Below are 13,292 nucleotides of genomic sequence, written 5' to 3'. Positions count from 1 at the left end.
GCCTGGGCGGCGTCGCCTGTTCTACGGCCGGTCGGCATCCAGAACGATCCGGGCTACTACCGCACGGTGGTCCGCACCCGGAATGTCCACGGCCGTCACCTCTGTCGCCCGTCCCCCCGCGACGAGAATGTGGTCGATGCCGACCACGGGTGGGAGCCGCTTGTCGGTCGGGTAGGTGACCAGATTCCCGGCACCCACCTGTTCGCCGGCATCACCGAAACGTCCGGACAGCAGCGCGCGGAACTGCGCATGGTCGAAGGTGGCGTTGAAGTCGGCGCCCACGATCGCCGGCAGCGTCCCGGGGGTTCGCTCGAGAATGTCCTTCAGCCGGGACAGTTCGTCGGCCCACACGCGGGTACCGAAGACCGGCGGCACGGGATGGAAGGCGTACACCGCGACCGGTCCGACACCGGGAACTTCGGCGGTCGCCGAGAGCTGGCTCATCACGAACCCGTCGTATTCGACGGTGCCTGACAGCGGGTAGGCACTCCAGATCCCGGTTCCGTTCGCACCGACGGCGGGCGAGACGTACCGGTGCGGCAGCAGCTCGTCGAGACCTTCCCGGCTCAACGCGTCGACGGCCTCCGGCGACAACTCGTCGACCGTGAGGATCCCGACGTTCCGCTCGCGGACCTCACCCACCACGGCGGCAGCGTCGGCTCCCCCGAAGAGAATGTTCGTCTGCATCACCTGCACGTCGACGCCGTCGACCGCGGCCGCGCTCCCGACGTGCAGTGGCGCCTGGGTCACGACCGCACCGGCCACCACGAGCCCCGCGACCGCCCCGCCGATCCGGCGCCGGAGTGCCACGAAGGCGACCGCCCCGACGACCGCGCCGGCCATCAGGTACGGCGCCCCCGATGCGGCGAGCACGAGCACACGCGCCGACGACGGACTGAGATGCAGGGCCACCCCGATCGCTCCGATCGCCGTCGCGATCCACGCGAGAACCCCGATCGCCGGCCGCACCCACTTCGTCGTCACGCCGACCAGACAACCACGGCGGCACGATCACGGCGACGTGAGACCAGGCGACACTCAGGACTTTGCGCGCGCCGCCGCGACCCGCGGCGCGAGCCGCATGATGTCGACGACGAAGGTGCTCACCGAGTCGCTCACCTCCCGCCCCAGCGGAGTGAGTTCGTACTCCACGTGGGACGGGATGGTGCTCAGCACCCGCCGTTCCGTCAGCCCGTCGCGTACGAAGTCCCGCAGCGTGCCCGACAACCGGCGATCGCTGATTCCGCGGACGGCACGTTTGATCTCGCTGTATCGGCACGGTCCGCTGCGCAATGCGGTCAAGACCAGGATCGACCACGCTCCCCCGATGGTGTCCAGCGCCGACCGAACCGACGACTCGCCGCACAGCACGTCGTCGACGGTCAGGCTGCGGGCCCCACCCGGACGACTCGCGACGGCCGCTGCCGCCGCTGCGGCGACGGCAGCGTATTCGGCGTCCGATCGCGGGACCTTGCCGCTCGTTGTGGCCACGACTCCACTATAACCGCAGTACAATCCACTTTCGGAATGAAAGTACCTTCGGTTCGGTTGTAGTGGGCACAAGCTCGGCACCACATGGACGGAGTGTTCTCATGACCACGCAGCGCTCTCACGGCTCCCACACCGGCAGCGTCTTCCGCCTCGGCCGCCCCTGGCAGGCGCTCGATCCCTTCCTGTTCGCGATGCACCACGTCGACCGCTACCCTGCCGGAACCGCGAACCTCGGCCCGGCGTCGGTGGACGGCCACGATCTCGGCAGCGACTTCGACAACCCAGCGGGTTGGAGCATGTATCACGGACGGACGGTGCCCGGTTTTCCCGCGCATCCGCACCGTGGCTTCGAGACGATCACCATCGTCGAACGCGGCTACGTCGACCACGCCGACTCTACCGGCGCGACCGCGCGCTACGGGCAGGGTGACGTGCAGTGGCTGACCGCGGGCAACGGCGTCTCGCATTCGGAGATGTTCCCGTTGCTCGAACAGAACGCCGACAATCCGTTCGAACTGTTCCAGATCTGGCTGAATCTGCCCGCCACCGGCAAGGCCGCGTCACCCGAGTTCACGATGCAGTGGAACGAGGACATCCCCGTCGTGGCGGTCCGCGGCCCGGACGGCGGCACGGCCACGATCAAGGTGATCGCGGGACGCTACGGCGATGCCGAACCCGTTGCCCCGCCGGTCAATTCGTGGGCATCTGATCCGCGGTCGGACATCGCGGTGTGGCTGATCGACCTGGAACCGCACGCGCGGGTGGAACTTCCGGCGCCCGCGACCGCCGACACCCGCCGGGTGCTCTACGTCTACGGCGACGCCTCACGTGCGGTCGTCGAAGGCTTCGACGTGACCGCGGGTGACGGCTTCGCCCAGTCCGTCCTCCGGGCGACCGTGGTGGAGACCGGCGACGAACCCGCGAAGATCCTCCTGCTGCAGGGGGTTCCGATCGGCGAACCCGTCGCCCAGCACGGTCCGTTCGTGATGAACACGACCGCCGAACTCCAGCAGGCGTACGACGACTATCGCCGCACCGAGTTCGGTGGATGGCCGTGGGATCGCGTGGACGTCGTACACGATCGCGAAACCGGGCGGTTCGCACGGCATTCCGACGGCACGGTGAACACCCCTGCCGGCAACCCGCCGAGCCGTCATCCGAACTGCTCGTAGCAACTCATGTACACACCGTTCGGGTCGTAGTAGACCCGTCCCCCGCAGGAGAATCCGTAGTCGTTGTATGCGAGCGCTTCGGGCGCGTTCGAGAACTTGGTCTGATCGGCAAGAGAGTCACATGATCTCATCGCGCCCGTGTAGCAATTCTGCGCGAGAGACTGCCACTCGGCGTTACCGCCGGTCGGTGGCAGAGTCGGTGTGGGAATCGCCTGCGCGACGGTGGCTCCGAGGAGGCCGAAAGCGCCGAAGGCGGCGCATGCGACCACAGCAATTCGCATCGAAAGGCGAGCTGTCGGGGTGGGGACGATTGGGGACATGGCCGAGCGCTCCCTCGAGGAGTCACGGAATGCACCGTCGTCGGTCGAAAGTCACGCGAATGCTGCTGGGACACGGCCGCGATCGACCGCCGGAACCGGACTGCCCCCTGCTGCGCAGTTCAACCGACGTAGACGTGTATTCCGGAAAAATGGCCACCGATCCGGGGCATCGAGATCGGCACGCTGGTGTGAACGGATGCGCGACACCCGAATACGAATTCCGTTCACACCAGTTGATGTATTACCCATTACACCCAGCGGCGGCAAGGACAATCTTAGGACGGCCGAAATGCGCATCACAAGATGTTGCAGGGCAGATGCAGGAAGTCGTTCACCGAGTCGCAGGCCTTACGGGAGCGTCGATCAGGAGCCCGGGCAGTGGACGGTGTAGTCCCAGGCGGTATCGGCGGGACCGGTTACACGCACCACCACCGACGTCGCAGCGCCGGCGGGGATAGTGACGAGCACGGAGCCGGTCCCCTCGTTGAGGTTGTCGCCGATGAAGCCGGTGCTGTGGACCCGTGCACCCTCGTAGAACACCTCGATCAGGTCCGGGATGTTCAAGGTCTCGTGCTCGAGAACGAATGCGGTCGGACCGGTTCGGCCGATCTGGTGGATCGTCTCGGTGACTCCCGCACCGCCCGACCGGGTCGACTCGTTGCACTGCTGCGTCTGCGGCACGATGCCACCCCCACCCGGGCTACTGCCCAGGATGCTGCTGCCGAAGTCGATGACACTGCTGCCGAAGTTCACGACACTGCTGCCGAAGTCGATGATGCCGTCGCCGAGCTCGCTGCTGCCGGCGCTTCCCGTGAGCGGCGCCGCGGACGCGACCGCCGGTCCCGCGACGACCACGGCAACCGCAGTTCCGGCAACAGCAATCACGCTGCGCGCCCTGAAGTTCGGTCGGATCGATTTCCCTGACACGTGGCCTCCGTACATTCGCAGGTGAGATTTCGGCCCGATGTTTCCAGCGTCGCCACACGCTGCATATCGCCCGTTCGACGGACACCCCACAGTCGAGGACCGCATCTTCTGGATCGATCAGTATTGACAATGGGAGTTGTCAGTCGGAAGGTGGTGTCGTGACGATCCCGGCATACGCACCGACCCGCTACATGCGCGACCGTGAGCGCACCGCGCGCGTCACCGCGCCCCTGCGCCCGTTCGCGTGGCCGAATCCCGATGCCGACCCCGAGGAGGCCGACCGACTCCGACGGGCATTGCTCGAGCGGGACGAACCGAGCGCGGCACTGGTCCGCGCAATGCGGGAGGACCGCACCGTCACGATGGCCCAGTTCCGGCAGGCGCTCCACCACGGCATCGACTCCGTGCCCGACGCCCCGCAGCCCCTGCGCGACTACTTCGCACTCCTCGAGGACACACCGGACTGGGTCGACCGCGACAAGATCGCCCTCGGCGCCCGGACCCTGCGCCGTGTCGGCACCGACGCCGCAGACGTCCTCGCCTACGGTTCCCTGCTGGGCGGGTACAACAATTCCGGACCGCTGCCGATCCTCACCGGCTCGGGCAAGCTCACCGGCGACCGGACCCTTCGGCGCATCGCCGAGACCGGTGCGTGGTGGTACGGCTGCACCGAGGAGGGCGGGCTCGAGCGCTTCGGCGACGGGTTCATCCTGTCCGTCCACGTCCGGCTCATGCACGCCTTCGTGAACTACCACCACGAACACGAAACGGATTGGGACACGGCCGAACGCGGTCTCCCCATCAATCAGTTCGACCAGGCCGGCACCCTGGGCCTGTTCTCCATCACGTTCCTGCTCCACACGCGGGTACTCGGTGTGCGCTACACCCGCCGGGAGACCGAGGCCGTCCTGCACCTGTGGTGTTACGTCGGCTGGCTGATGGGCGTCGACGAGCACTGGCTGCAGTTCGACCTGCGCAAGGGACTGCGCATGATGTATCACATCGGCTCGGCGTCACCGGCCGCGGACGAGCACAGCCTCCTGCTCGCGAAGTCGCTGGTCGATCTGCCTCTCACCTCCGGTGAAAGCGGGTTCGGCCCGCTGCGCCGACGCTACGAGTACGAGCGTGGGCTCTCCCTCGCGACCACCCTGCTCGGCCCCGCCGCGGTCCGGGCGCTGAATGTTCCGGTGCGTCCGCCGTGGTACCCGGCTGCCCGAATCGCGGTGAATGTGGCCAAGCACCAGGTGATCGGTCGCGTACCGGCCGGGAAGCGCTGGTTGCAGCGCCTGGGCGAGCGTCGACTCGCCGAGAATCGGCAGCGGATCCTCGGCGGCGAGATCACGACCGTCGCGCCGATCCCCGCATGATTCTTGCGCCACCGGTGATTTCGTGCCATCCTCGACAACCATGACAACAGGAAAGGCGGCCTCCGCCCCCATCGCATGATCGCCGACGTCCGAGAACTGCGCGATCAGTGGCTCGCGCACGGACTGAGCACTCGACCCGCCGATCGTTCTGTCGCGGAAAACGCGGTTGCGGAACTCTATCGGCGTTCCGGTTTCGATCCACCCGAATTCGTGTGGGTGCCGTCACCCGCAGCTGCATCGACATTCATTGCGCATCAATCGATCCCGGGACCGATCTCGGCGCTCGACGACACCCATCCGTCCGTGCGCATCGCGTCGCTGTTGTCGGCCACGCGCAGTCGGATGGACGAGCGGATCCGGCGGCGCTATCCGTCGTCGCGGTTCGGGACGTCTCCGAATCCGGAGCAGCTCATCCGGAGGATGGTCTGGAACTCGTTGCGTACCACCCTTTTCGACGCGGTGGCCACCTCGATCCGGCGAACACTTCCCCGACCTGTCGGCACCGTGAGCTGGTACGGGCAGCAGGAAGCGCACCGGGTCGGATACTACGACACGATCCGGCGATGCGGTCTCGTCGGTTTCGGAGCACTCGACAGAGAGCTTCTCGACGCACAGGCCGCACTGGTCGGCGCCACCGGGTGGTGGTGGGCGTTCGAGCGGGTGTGCGTGATGACCGAACGCCCCTGCGAACTGCACACCGAGCCGTCACCCGGCGGCGCCGAGGGCGAACGACGCCTCCACCACCCGAACCGGGCAGCACTCGAATATCCCGATGGAACACGGTCTTTCGTCCATCACGGCACCATCGTCCCGGACTGGGTGGTGCTCGATCCGACCGCCGAGCGCATCGGACGCGAACGCAACGTCGAGATCCGGCGGTGCGCGATCGAGCGCATCGGGTGGGACACCTACATCGAGAAGGCAGCGCTCACCGTCGTCGACCGCACCGAGGATCCCGGTAATCCCGGCTGCCTGCTCGAGTTGCACGACAGTCCCGGCGGCTGGGGCTCTCCGGGGCGGATCCTGCTCGCCGTCAACGGATCTCTCGAACGCGACGGCACCCGTCGCCGCTACGGACTACCCGTCCCCACGTGGGCTCCGTCCGCCCTCGACGCCGCCGGATGGACCTATGGCATCAGCGGCTCCGACTATTCCCGGCTCGTGCGCCGGACCTGAACTCCCCGAGGTGATTCCCATGAATGCTTTTCGAACCCTGTCCGATATCACCGCCTGGAGCGGCATCGATGTGTTCGACTACCTCGATCGCGAGGTGTCCGTGCCGGTCGTCGACGGACCGCAGGCCCAGGGCGATCTCATCGTCGTCCCGCACACGATGCTCGCCGGCGTGGTGACACGCCAACCGTGGACCCGTACCGTTCCGGTTCCCGCGTCCGGGATCGAGTTGCTGCGCAGCGCCGCCGGAGGCAATCCGCATTCGCTCGTCGCGGACGAGGGCGCGTGCACGTGGACCGCGCCGGTTGCCGACCCGCGGGGTCTCGCGCTCGGGATCGTCGAGGTGACCGGTGTCGCGTACCTCATCCACCCCGAGCACGGCGCCACGGGCATCGCACCGGGCCGCTACGTCGTCGGCCGGCAACGTGAGCGCGGTACCGGCCTATACGGTGCGGCGCGGCTCGTCGCGGACTGACGCGGTCGACGCAACCCGGAGAGTTGCCCCGTTACGCGAATACCCCGCCGCCCGCGAAGGCACGCTCGGCGAACCGTTCCGCGATGAGCCGGTGTGTTTCGGCGTCGGGGTGCAGCCGGTCCGGCAGCGGCAGCACCGCATGGTCGGCTTCCCCGTAGAGATCGGTCCCGTCCATGTAGTAGAGGTTCGGGTCGTCCTCTGCACGCTGCGCGACGATGCGCGCCAGATCCTCGCGGATCGTCGTGAGCGTCAGCTTCCCGGCTGCACGCTCGGCCGGATCCCCTGTCGCGACGAACGCGAGCGTCCCGGCGGCGAGGGCCGCGGTGTCGAATGCTCCGGGCCCGGGAGTGTCCTCGTGGATCGGGCAGTGGATCGGCGAGACGACGAGCAGCGGTGCGGTCGGGTGCCCGTCCCGGATGGTGTCGAGGAAGCCGTGCACGGCCGGACCGAACGCGCGGCGGCGCATCACGTCGGAGTTGACGACGTTGATGCCGATCTTGACGCTGATCAGGTCCGCCGGGGTGTCACGCATCGTGCGCGCGGTGAACGGGTCGAGCAGGGCGCTGCCGGCGAGCCCGACGTTGATCAGTTCCACTCCCCCGCGCGCGGCGGCGAGCGCAGGCCAGATTCCGGAGGGAGTTGCGGCGTTGGACCCGTGGCTGATCGAGCTGCCGTGATGCAGCCACACCGGGCGACCCGCGTCCTCCACCGGCTCGACGGGTGCGTCGGTGCGCAGCGCGACCAGTTCGGTGTTTTCGTTGTGCGGCAACCAGATCTCGACCGTCTTCGGCGCGGCGGGCAGGTCGGCGAAACGCACGGTACCGACGTTCCCCGGGCGGTGTTCGACGCTGCCGGTCGCCAGGTCGACGAGGATGACGTTTCCGCCTTCCGCACCGGCCTGTCCGGCGAGTCGTCCGTCGACGATCAGGTCGTAGACGCCGGTCGGACGTGGCGGCGCTCCGATGTACGTCCGCCTTGTGGGAAGTGTGTCCAGCTCGACGACGGTCGCGCGGGTACGGAAGACCAGCCGCACACCGGACGGCTGGGATTCGGCCATGAGCAGCTGCGGGTCGTCGCACTGACGGCGGGCCCAGGCGGGCAGCCGATGTGGGAGGAGGCCGTGTTCGGTGCGCTCGAGTTCGGCGGTCCCGCGAACGATGTTCTGCGTGATCTCGGTCGCGGTCAGGTCGGTCGAGCGAGTCATGTATTCACCTCGGGATGGAAGGTCGGATGTCGTGGGTTGCGGTGGGTCACGTCACGCCTGGAGATACGCGACTATCCCGCCGATCAGCCCGGCAAGGGCATCGTCGAGATTCCCGTAGGTACCCAAGGTCCGCTCCGAGGTGATTCCGCGCATCGCTGCCGGAATGAGCGCCGCCACCTGCCTCAGCTTGATGGGATCGAGGCCGAGGTCGGCGAAGGATCGCTCGACAGCCTTGTCCCAGTTGGGTTTCCATGAAGCAAGTTCCGCTGCGGTACGCGGGTAGTCCCGCTCGAGTTCCGCATGGTCACGCGGTAGCGCAGCACGGAGAGTTTCGATCGCCAGTGATTCCGGCGTACGCAAGCCCACCGCCATGGCCTCGATCAGAGCGGTCACCCGTTCGTGCAGCGTGCCGTCCGGCTTGATTCCCGCCGGCAGATCGCCGCGCTTATCGGCGGTGTAGCGGAGAACGGCGGCCCACAAGCCGTCGATATCCCCGAATTGATACTTCACCACCCCCCAGGTCGCGCCGATGTCCCGGGCGATCCGGTTGCCGGACACGGCCGCGGGATCGCCTGTGGCCAAGGAAGCGATGGCTGCCTTGATCATGCTGTCCCGCGTCTCGATGCCGCGCTTGTTCGCACGTCGCCCGCTCACCGCCGCCTCCACCACGAACGGCGAGTCTACAGCGCTGACCAGCGGGACCACTTTCACAGAACCCTCTTGCATATTTTCGAACACGGTTCTACGATCGCTCACGGCCTGTGGTGGAGATCACAGATCTTCCGATGTCCCGTCCACCGTTTCGTTTCGAGTGCTGGAGGACCGAGTTGGCGAAGCCACCCTTGTGCATGGAGCCGACAGGCTGGTTCCAAGTGGCCTGGAGCGCCGAGATCGGAACCGGCGCCGTTCACAGGATGAAGTACTTCGGCCGCGACATGGTGGCGTGGCGATCGGCTTCCGGGCAGATCGCGGTCTTCGACGCCTACTGCGAGCATCTCGGCGCCCACCTCGGCTACGGAGGCCACGTCGAGGGCGAGAATCTCGTGTGCCCGTTCCACGGGTGGGAATGGGACCGGGCGGGCCGCAACGTCTGCATCCCCTACGAAAGCCGCCCGAACAAAGGTCGCCGGATCCGCAGCTATCCCGTCGTCGAGCGGAACGAAGCAGTATGGATCTGGTACGACACCGAAGGGCGCGAGCCCTACTTCGAGGTCCCGGACATGTTCGAGGCGTTCGGGGACGGCAGGACCGCCGCCGACTACTACCCACCGGTGCCCGCGGCGACGTTGTACCGACAAGGGCTGGAACTACATCCGCAGTACACCCTGGAGAACGGGGTCGATTTCGCCCATTTCAAGTTCGTCCACAAGACACCCTTCGTCCCCGAATTCACCCGCCACGACTTCTCCGGACCCGTCTCCTACGTCGACTTCACCGTCTCGTTCGACGAGAACGTGGCCGAGGGCCAGATCGCCAGCGGGGTGGAATCGATCAATGCCGGCTTGGGCTGCTCGATCACCAAGAGTTGGGGAATGATCGACAACCGCACGATGCCCGCGGTCACACCCGTCGACGAATCCACCTCCGACGTCCGCTTCACGGTGTGGATCGGACGCAAACCCGGCGACGACGGCCCGGAGATGACCAGGTACGGAAAGACGATGGCGGACTTCGTCATCGGGCAGTTCGAAGCCGACATCCACATCTGGGCGCATCAGCGCTATTCCGATCCTCCCGCGTTGACCCGTAAGGAATTCGACGGCTTCCGGGCCCTGCGCGAATGGGCGGCGCAGTTCTACCCGGCCTGAATTCCCGGCCTGAATTCCCGGCCGACGGAAAGGCTTCACCCACCCGACAGAAAGGTCCACGAGAAATGAGCACCTCCGACAAGGTCCGGGTGTTCCAGGTTGCGACCGGCAACCTCGGCACGGAGATGATCGGCCGGATCCGCAGCCATCCCGACCTCGAACTCGTCGGGCTGCACTGCTACACCCCCGACAAGCTCGGCCGGGACGCCGGCGAGATCGCGGGTATCGGCCCCATCGGCGTGACGGCCACCGGATCGGTCGAGGAGATTCTCGCCGCCGAACCCGACGTCCTCACATTCCACGGGGTGTTCCCCGACGAAGATCTCTACGAGAAGGTTCTCGAGGCCGGCATCGATGTGGTGACGACGGCGGACTGGATCACCGGCTACCACCGCGACAAGAACCATCCACATCCCTCGGGCCGCAAGGTCAGCGAGGTCATCCAGGCAGCGTGCGAACGCGGCAACTCCACCTTCTACGGCACGGGAATGAATCCGGGACTGTGCCAGATCCTCGGAATCGTCAACTCCGCCGATGTGTCCGAGATCGAGAACGTCACCGTTACCGAATCGGTCGACGTCTCGTGCCACCATTCCGTCGACACGTGGAAGGCGGTCGGATACGGGCGTCCGATCGACGACCCCACCATCCCGGACTCGCTCTACAAGTACACCGCCGTGTTCGCCGACTCGGTCTACCTGATGGCCGACGCCTTCGACCTCGAACTCGACGAGGTGACCTTCGGCTACGAACTCGGAGCGTGCACGAAGGACGTCGACCTCGGCTGGTACTTCTTGCCGGAAGGTTCCCTCGGCGCGAGCTACATCAAATACCAGGGGCTGGTCGACGGTGTGCCGCGGGTGGAAACCCACCTCGCATGGCAGATGACTCCGCACACCGATCCCGCGTGGAAGATCCAGGGCTGCTACATCACCCAGATCACCGGGGATCCGAACATCTACAACAAGCACATGATCTTCCCCCGCAAGGGTTTCGACCTGTCCGATCCGGCGAACTTCGCGTCCATCGGCATGACCGTCACCGGACTACCGGTGTTGAACTCGATCAAGTCCGTGGTCGCCGCACCTCCCGGCATCATTACGAGTGCGGACCTGCCGCTGCGCGGATTCGCAGGGCGCTTCAAGAAATAGAACCGCAACGGCACTACGGCGCGTCGCCGTTCGCGTCCCCGGAGGGTTCCCGCATCCACCGCCTGCGATGCTCGCGCAGCTCGGTTTCGCGGCGGGCGCGGTAGTGCGCCAACGCCGCCGACAGCAGATCACCGAGGTGATGCCGGTGATTGACCCGAGGTCTCTGCTCGGGGTCGATGTGCGGTGGCGGGATCCACTCCGTGCGACCCGGATACTCCGAACCTGCCGACGCAACGCGCGTTTCCCAACCACCGTGCCCGTCGTGCACCAACGCATGACACGCATCGCACGCCAGATCCTCGTTGGTGATGTCGGTGAGCCCGCCGTCCTTCCACTCTCTGATGTGATGCACCGCCGTGAGTGTCGCCGGAGCATCGCAGCCCGGCCGGGTGCAACCGCCCGACGCGGCGATCAACGCCAGCCGCTGATCGGCCGAGGCGAGTCGTTTCGCGCGACCGAGATGCAACGGCCGGCCGTGGTGATCGAAAATCGCCAGCACCGGATGCGCGGTCTCGGCCATGCGCAGCGCGTCCCGGATCGGCACCAGCCCACCGGACGCGGTGGTCACGATGCCGGTCGCTTCCTCGAGTTGCGTGACGGTCATGGTCAGGATCGCGGTCACCGGAAGTCCCCGATGGCTGCCGAGCACACCCGACGACAGCAGTTGCCGCAGGGCGACTTTCAACGCGTCGTGGTTGCGCTGCACCGCGGTGCGGGTGTCGCGGGCCGCGGCCTTCGCCAGCGCATCGCGGTCGAGGGTCTCGGATTCGACATCACCGGAGGGCGATTCGGGATCGTCCGGATTGTTCATGCCCGGCCGGGCGAGTTTCGCCAGCACCGGTTCGAGCAGCGCCCGGGTCTCGGGATCGATCAGCCCCGAGATCGGCGTCATGAGATCCGTTCCCTGCTTGCCGATCCGCAGACCACGCCGCCGCTTGCGTTCCTTCTCGTCGGGCACGTCCCCGTCCGGATTCAGATACGCGAGCAGATGCGCCCCGATCTTGGCGACTTCTTCGGGGGTGACCGAACGCGCGGCATCCGCCAGGATCTGCTCGGCAACGGTGATCTCGTCGAACCCGACCGTGCGCGGCACCTTCCGCATGGTCTTCGCGACGGCCGCGACATGGTCGGGTCCGATCGCACCGTCCCGCACCGCCGCCGCGGTGGCGGGCAGGTCCGGCTCGAGGCCGCCGCCGTCGACGGCGTGCCACACCCCCACCTTCCTCGCACCCTTGACGCGGCGCGCTGCGTCGGCGCCGGAGACCCGCAGCGTGCCGACCAGGAAGTCGTTGATCGAGCGGCACCCGAGGTCTTCCGGGACCCGCCGTTCGACGGCCTCGACGATCGCCCGGTGCCCGACGGCAGTGGCCTTGCGCAGGACGGTTTCGAAGCGCTGGAAGAACTCGACCAGGTCGTCGTTCGACAGGCCGGTCAGATCGTCTTCGAGCAGGCCGTCGACAGCGGTGTCGAGGGCAGCAAGCCGCGCCCCGACCTCGTCCCCTCGTACCCCCATCGAAAGCATGTTCGAACTATATCGAGGGGGTCCGACAAGTTTCAGTCTGCGACGTAGCGCAGCATCACCACGGTCGCGAAATGCCTCGTCTCTGCTAGCCGGAGCTGGATGCGCTTGTCCAGCGGCGGGAAGAGCGGTGTGCCACCGCCGAGCACCACGGGCGAGACGAACAGCTGGTACTCGTCGATGAGCCCGTGCGGGATCAGCGAGGCCGCGAGGTTCGCCCCACCGACCTCCATGACACCGTCACCTTCGGATTTGAGCCTGCGGACCTCCTCGACCGCGTTCTCACCGACCAGAATGCTGTTCCAATGAACCTCGGTGAGCGTCCGGGAGAAGACGACCTTGCGCTTTTCCGTCCAGAGTCCGGCGAACTCACGCTCGATGGGCGACGCATCCTCAGGGATGTGGGGCCAGTACTCGGCCATCAACTCGTACATTCGGCGGCCGTGCAGCGAGATCTCGAGCTCGCGGAACCTGTCGTTGTGGAACTGGTGCAGCTCCTCGTCCGGGTCCGTCCAGTCGATGTTGCCGTCGCGGTCGTTGATGTAGCCGTCCAAGGAGACGCCGTACGGGTAGATCAGTTTCCTCATGATCGGATAGACCTCCTGGGCGCCCGGGACTCATCGCGGCGTGCCGCCTGCACACAGGATGCCGCTACTACCGCGAGGTCGTGGAGGTTTCCGCGATG

The 13,292-nt window shown here is 66.7% G+C and carries 14 protein-coding genes; 6 read left to right on the top strand and 8 right to left on the bottom strand.

Annotated features, from left to right (window positions below; all coding sequences use genetic code 11):
• Nucleotides 1-21: 21 nt before the first annotated feature.
• Nucleotides 22-984, bottom strand: coding sequence for an endonuclease/exonuclease/phosphatase family protein (locus ACWDUD_RS01020; RefSeq protein ID WP_450108085.1), 963 nt, complete (start codon nucleotides 982-984; stop codon nucleotides 22-24).
• A gap of 54 nt (nucleotides 985-1,038) precedes the next feature.
• Entirely contained in the window at nucleotides 1,039-1,491 is a 453-nt protein-coding gene (locus ACWDUD_RS01015) for a winged helix-turn-helix transcriptional regulator (protein ID WP_248675876.1), read from the bottom strand.
• Between the two features lie 101 nt (nucleotides 1,492-1,592).
• On the opposite strand from ACWDUD_RS01015, the gene ACWDUD_RS01010 reads away from it, so the two are divergent.
• Entirely contained in the window at nucleotides 1,593-2,663 is a 1,071-nt protein-coding gene (locus tag ACWDUD_RS01010; protein ID WP_450108084.1) for a pirin family protein, read from the top strand.
• On the opposite strand, the gene ACWDUD_RS01005 is transcribed toward ACWDUD_RS01010, so the two are convergent.
• A complete protein-coding gene (locus tag ACWDUD_RS01005; RefSeq protein WP_231611779.1) occupies nucleotides 2,645-2,794 on the bottom strand; it encodes a hypothetical protein in 150 nt (49 codons plus the stop codon). The two genes, ACWDUD_RS01010 and ACWDUD_RS01005, sit on opposite strands and share 19 nt — an antisense overlap.
• 552 nt (nucleotides 2,795-3,346) lie before the next feature.
• Complete coding sequence (locus ACWDUD_RS01000) at nucleotides 3,347-3,868, bottom strand: hypothetical protein (protein ID WP_450108083.1); 522 nt, start codon at nucleotides 3,866-3,868, stop codon at nucleotides 3,347-3,349.
• A 200-nt stretch (nucleotides 3,869-4,068) separates the two neighbouring features.
• Between ACWDUD_RS01000 and ACWDUD_RS00995 the strand changes: the two genes are divergently transcribed.
• From ACWDUD_RS00995 to ACWDUD_RS00985, 3 genes are all read left to right on the top strand, one after another.
• Nucleotides 4,069-5,277: an oxygenase MpaB family protein gene (locus tag ACWDUD_RS00995; protein WP_450108082.1), complete on the top strand. Its 1,209-nt coding sequence runs from the start codon at nucleotides 4,069-4,071 to the stop codon at nucleotides 5,275-5,277.
• A gap of 303 nt (nucleotides 5,278-5,580) precedes the next feature.
• A complete protein-coding gene (locus tag ACWDUD_RS00990) occupies nucleotides 5,581-6,453 on the top strand; it encodes a DUF6745 domain-containing protein (RefSeq protein WP_450108081.1) in 873 nt (290 codons plus the stop codon).
• A 19-nt stretch (nucleotides 6,454-6,472) separates the two neighbouring features.
• On the top strand, nucleotides 6,473-6,925 hold the full coding sequence (locus ACWDUD_RS00985) for a hypothetical protein (RefSeq protein WP_450108080.1): 453 nt from the start codon (nucleotides 6,473-6,475) through the stop codon (nucleotides 6,923-6,925).
• A gap of 31 nt (nucleotides 6,926-6,956) precedes the next feature.
• Here ACWDUD_RS00985 and ACWDUD_RS00980 read toward each other — a convergent pair whose 3' ends face one another.
• On the bottom strand, nucleotides 6,957-8,129 hold the full coding sequence (locus tag ACWDUD_RS00980; protein ID WP_450108079.1) for a GDSL-type esterase/lipase family protein: 1,173 nt from the start codon (nucleotides 8,127-8,129) through the stop codon (nucleotides 6,957-6,959).
• A 51-nt stretch (nucleotides 8,130-8,180) separates the two neighbouring features.
• Nucleotides 8,181-8,735 carry a TetR/AcrR family transcriptional regulator gene (locus ACWDUD_RS00975; RefSeq protein WP_450108148.1) on the bottom strand — a complete coding sequence of 185 codons (555 nt, stop codon included), beginning with the start codon at nucleotides 8,733-8,735 and terminating at the stop codon, nucleotides 8,181-8,183.
• Nucleotides 8,736-8,956: 221 nt separating this feature from the next.
• Here ACWDUD_RS00975 and ACWDUD_RS00970 point away from each other — a divergent pair, with 221 nt between their 5' ends.
• Nucleotides 8,957-9,937: a Rieske 2Fe-2S domain-containing protein gene (locus ACWDUD_RS00970; RefSeq protein WP_450108078.1), complete on the top strand. Its 981-nt coding sequence runs from the start codon at nucleotides 8,957-8,959 to the stop codon at nucleotides 9,935-9,937.
• Between the two features lie 65 nt (nucleotides 9,938-10,002).
• Nucleotides 10,003-11,088: an NAD(P)H-dependent amine dehydrogenase family protein gene (locus tag ACWDUD_RS00965; protein ID WP_450108077.1), complete on the top strand. Its 1,086-nt coding sequence runs from the start codon at nucleotides 10,003-10,005 to the stop codon at nucleotides 11,086-11,088.
• A gap of 13 nt (nucleotides 11,089-11,101) precedes the next feature.
• Here ACWDUD_RS00965 and ACWDUD_RS00960 read toward each other — a convergent pair whose 3' ends face one another.
• Together ACWDUD_RS00960 and ACWDUD_RS00955 are read right to left on the bottom strand one after the other, a co-directional pair.
• Entirely contained in the window at nucleotides 11,102-12,610 is a 1,509-nt protein-coding gene (locus ACWDUD_RS00960) for a DUF222 domain-containing protein (RefSeq protein WP_450108076.1), read from the bottom strand.
• 32 nt (nucleotides 12,611-12,642) lie between these two features.
• Nucleotides 12,643-13,194, bottom strand: coding sequence for a dihydrofolate reductase family protein (locus tag ACWDUD_RS00955; RefSeq protein ID WP_450108075.1), 552 nt, complete (start codon nucleotides 13,192-13,194; stop codon nucleotides 12,643-12,645).
• Nucleotides 13,195-13,292: the final 98 nt, after the last annotated feature.

Source organism: Rhodococcus sp. NPDC003382, from assembly GCF_053589135.1.
This window is presented reverse-complemented; position numbering and strand designations above follow the sequence as displayed.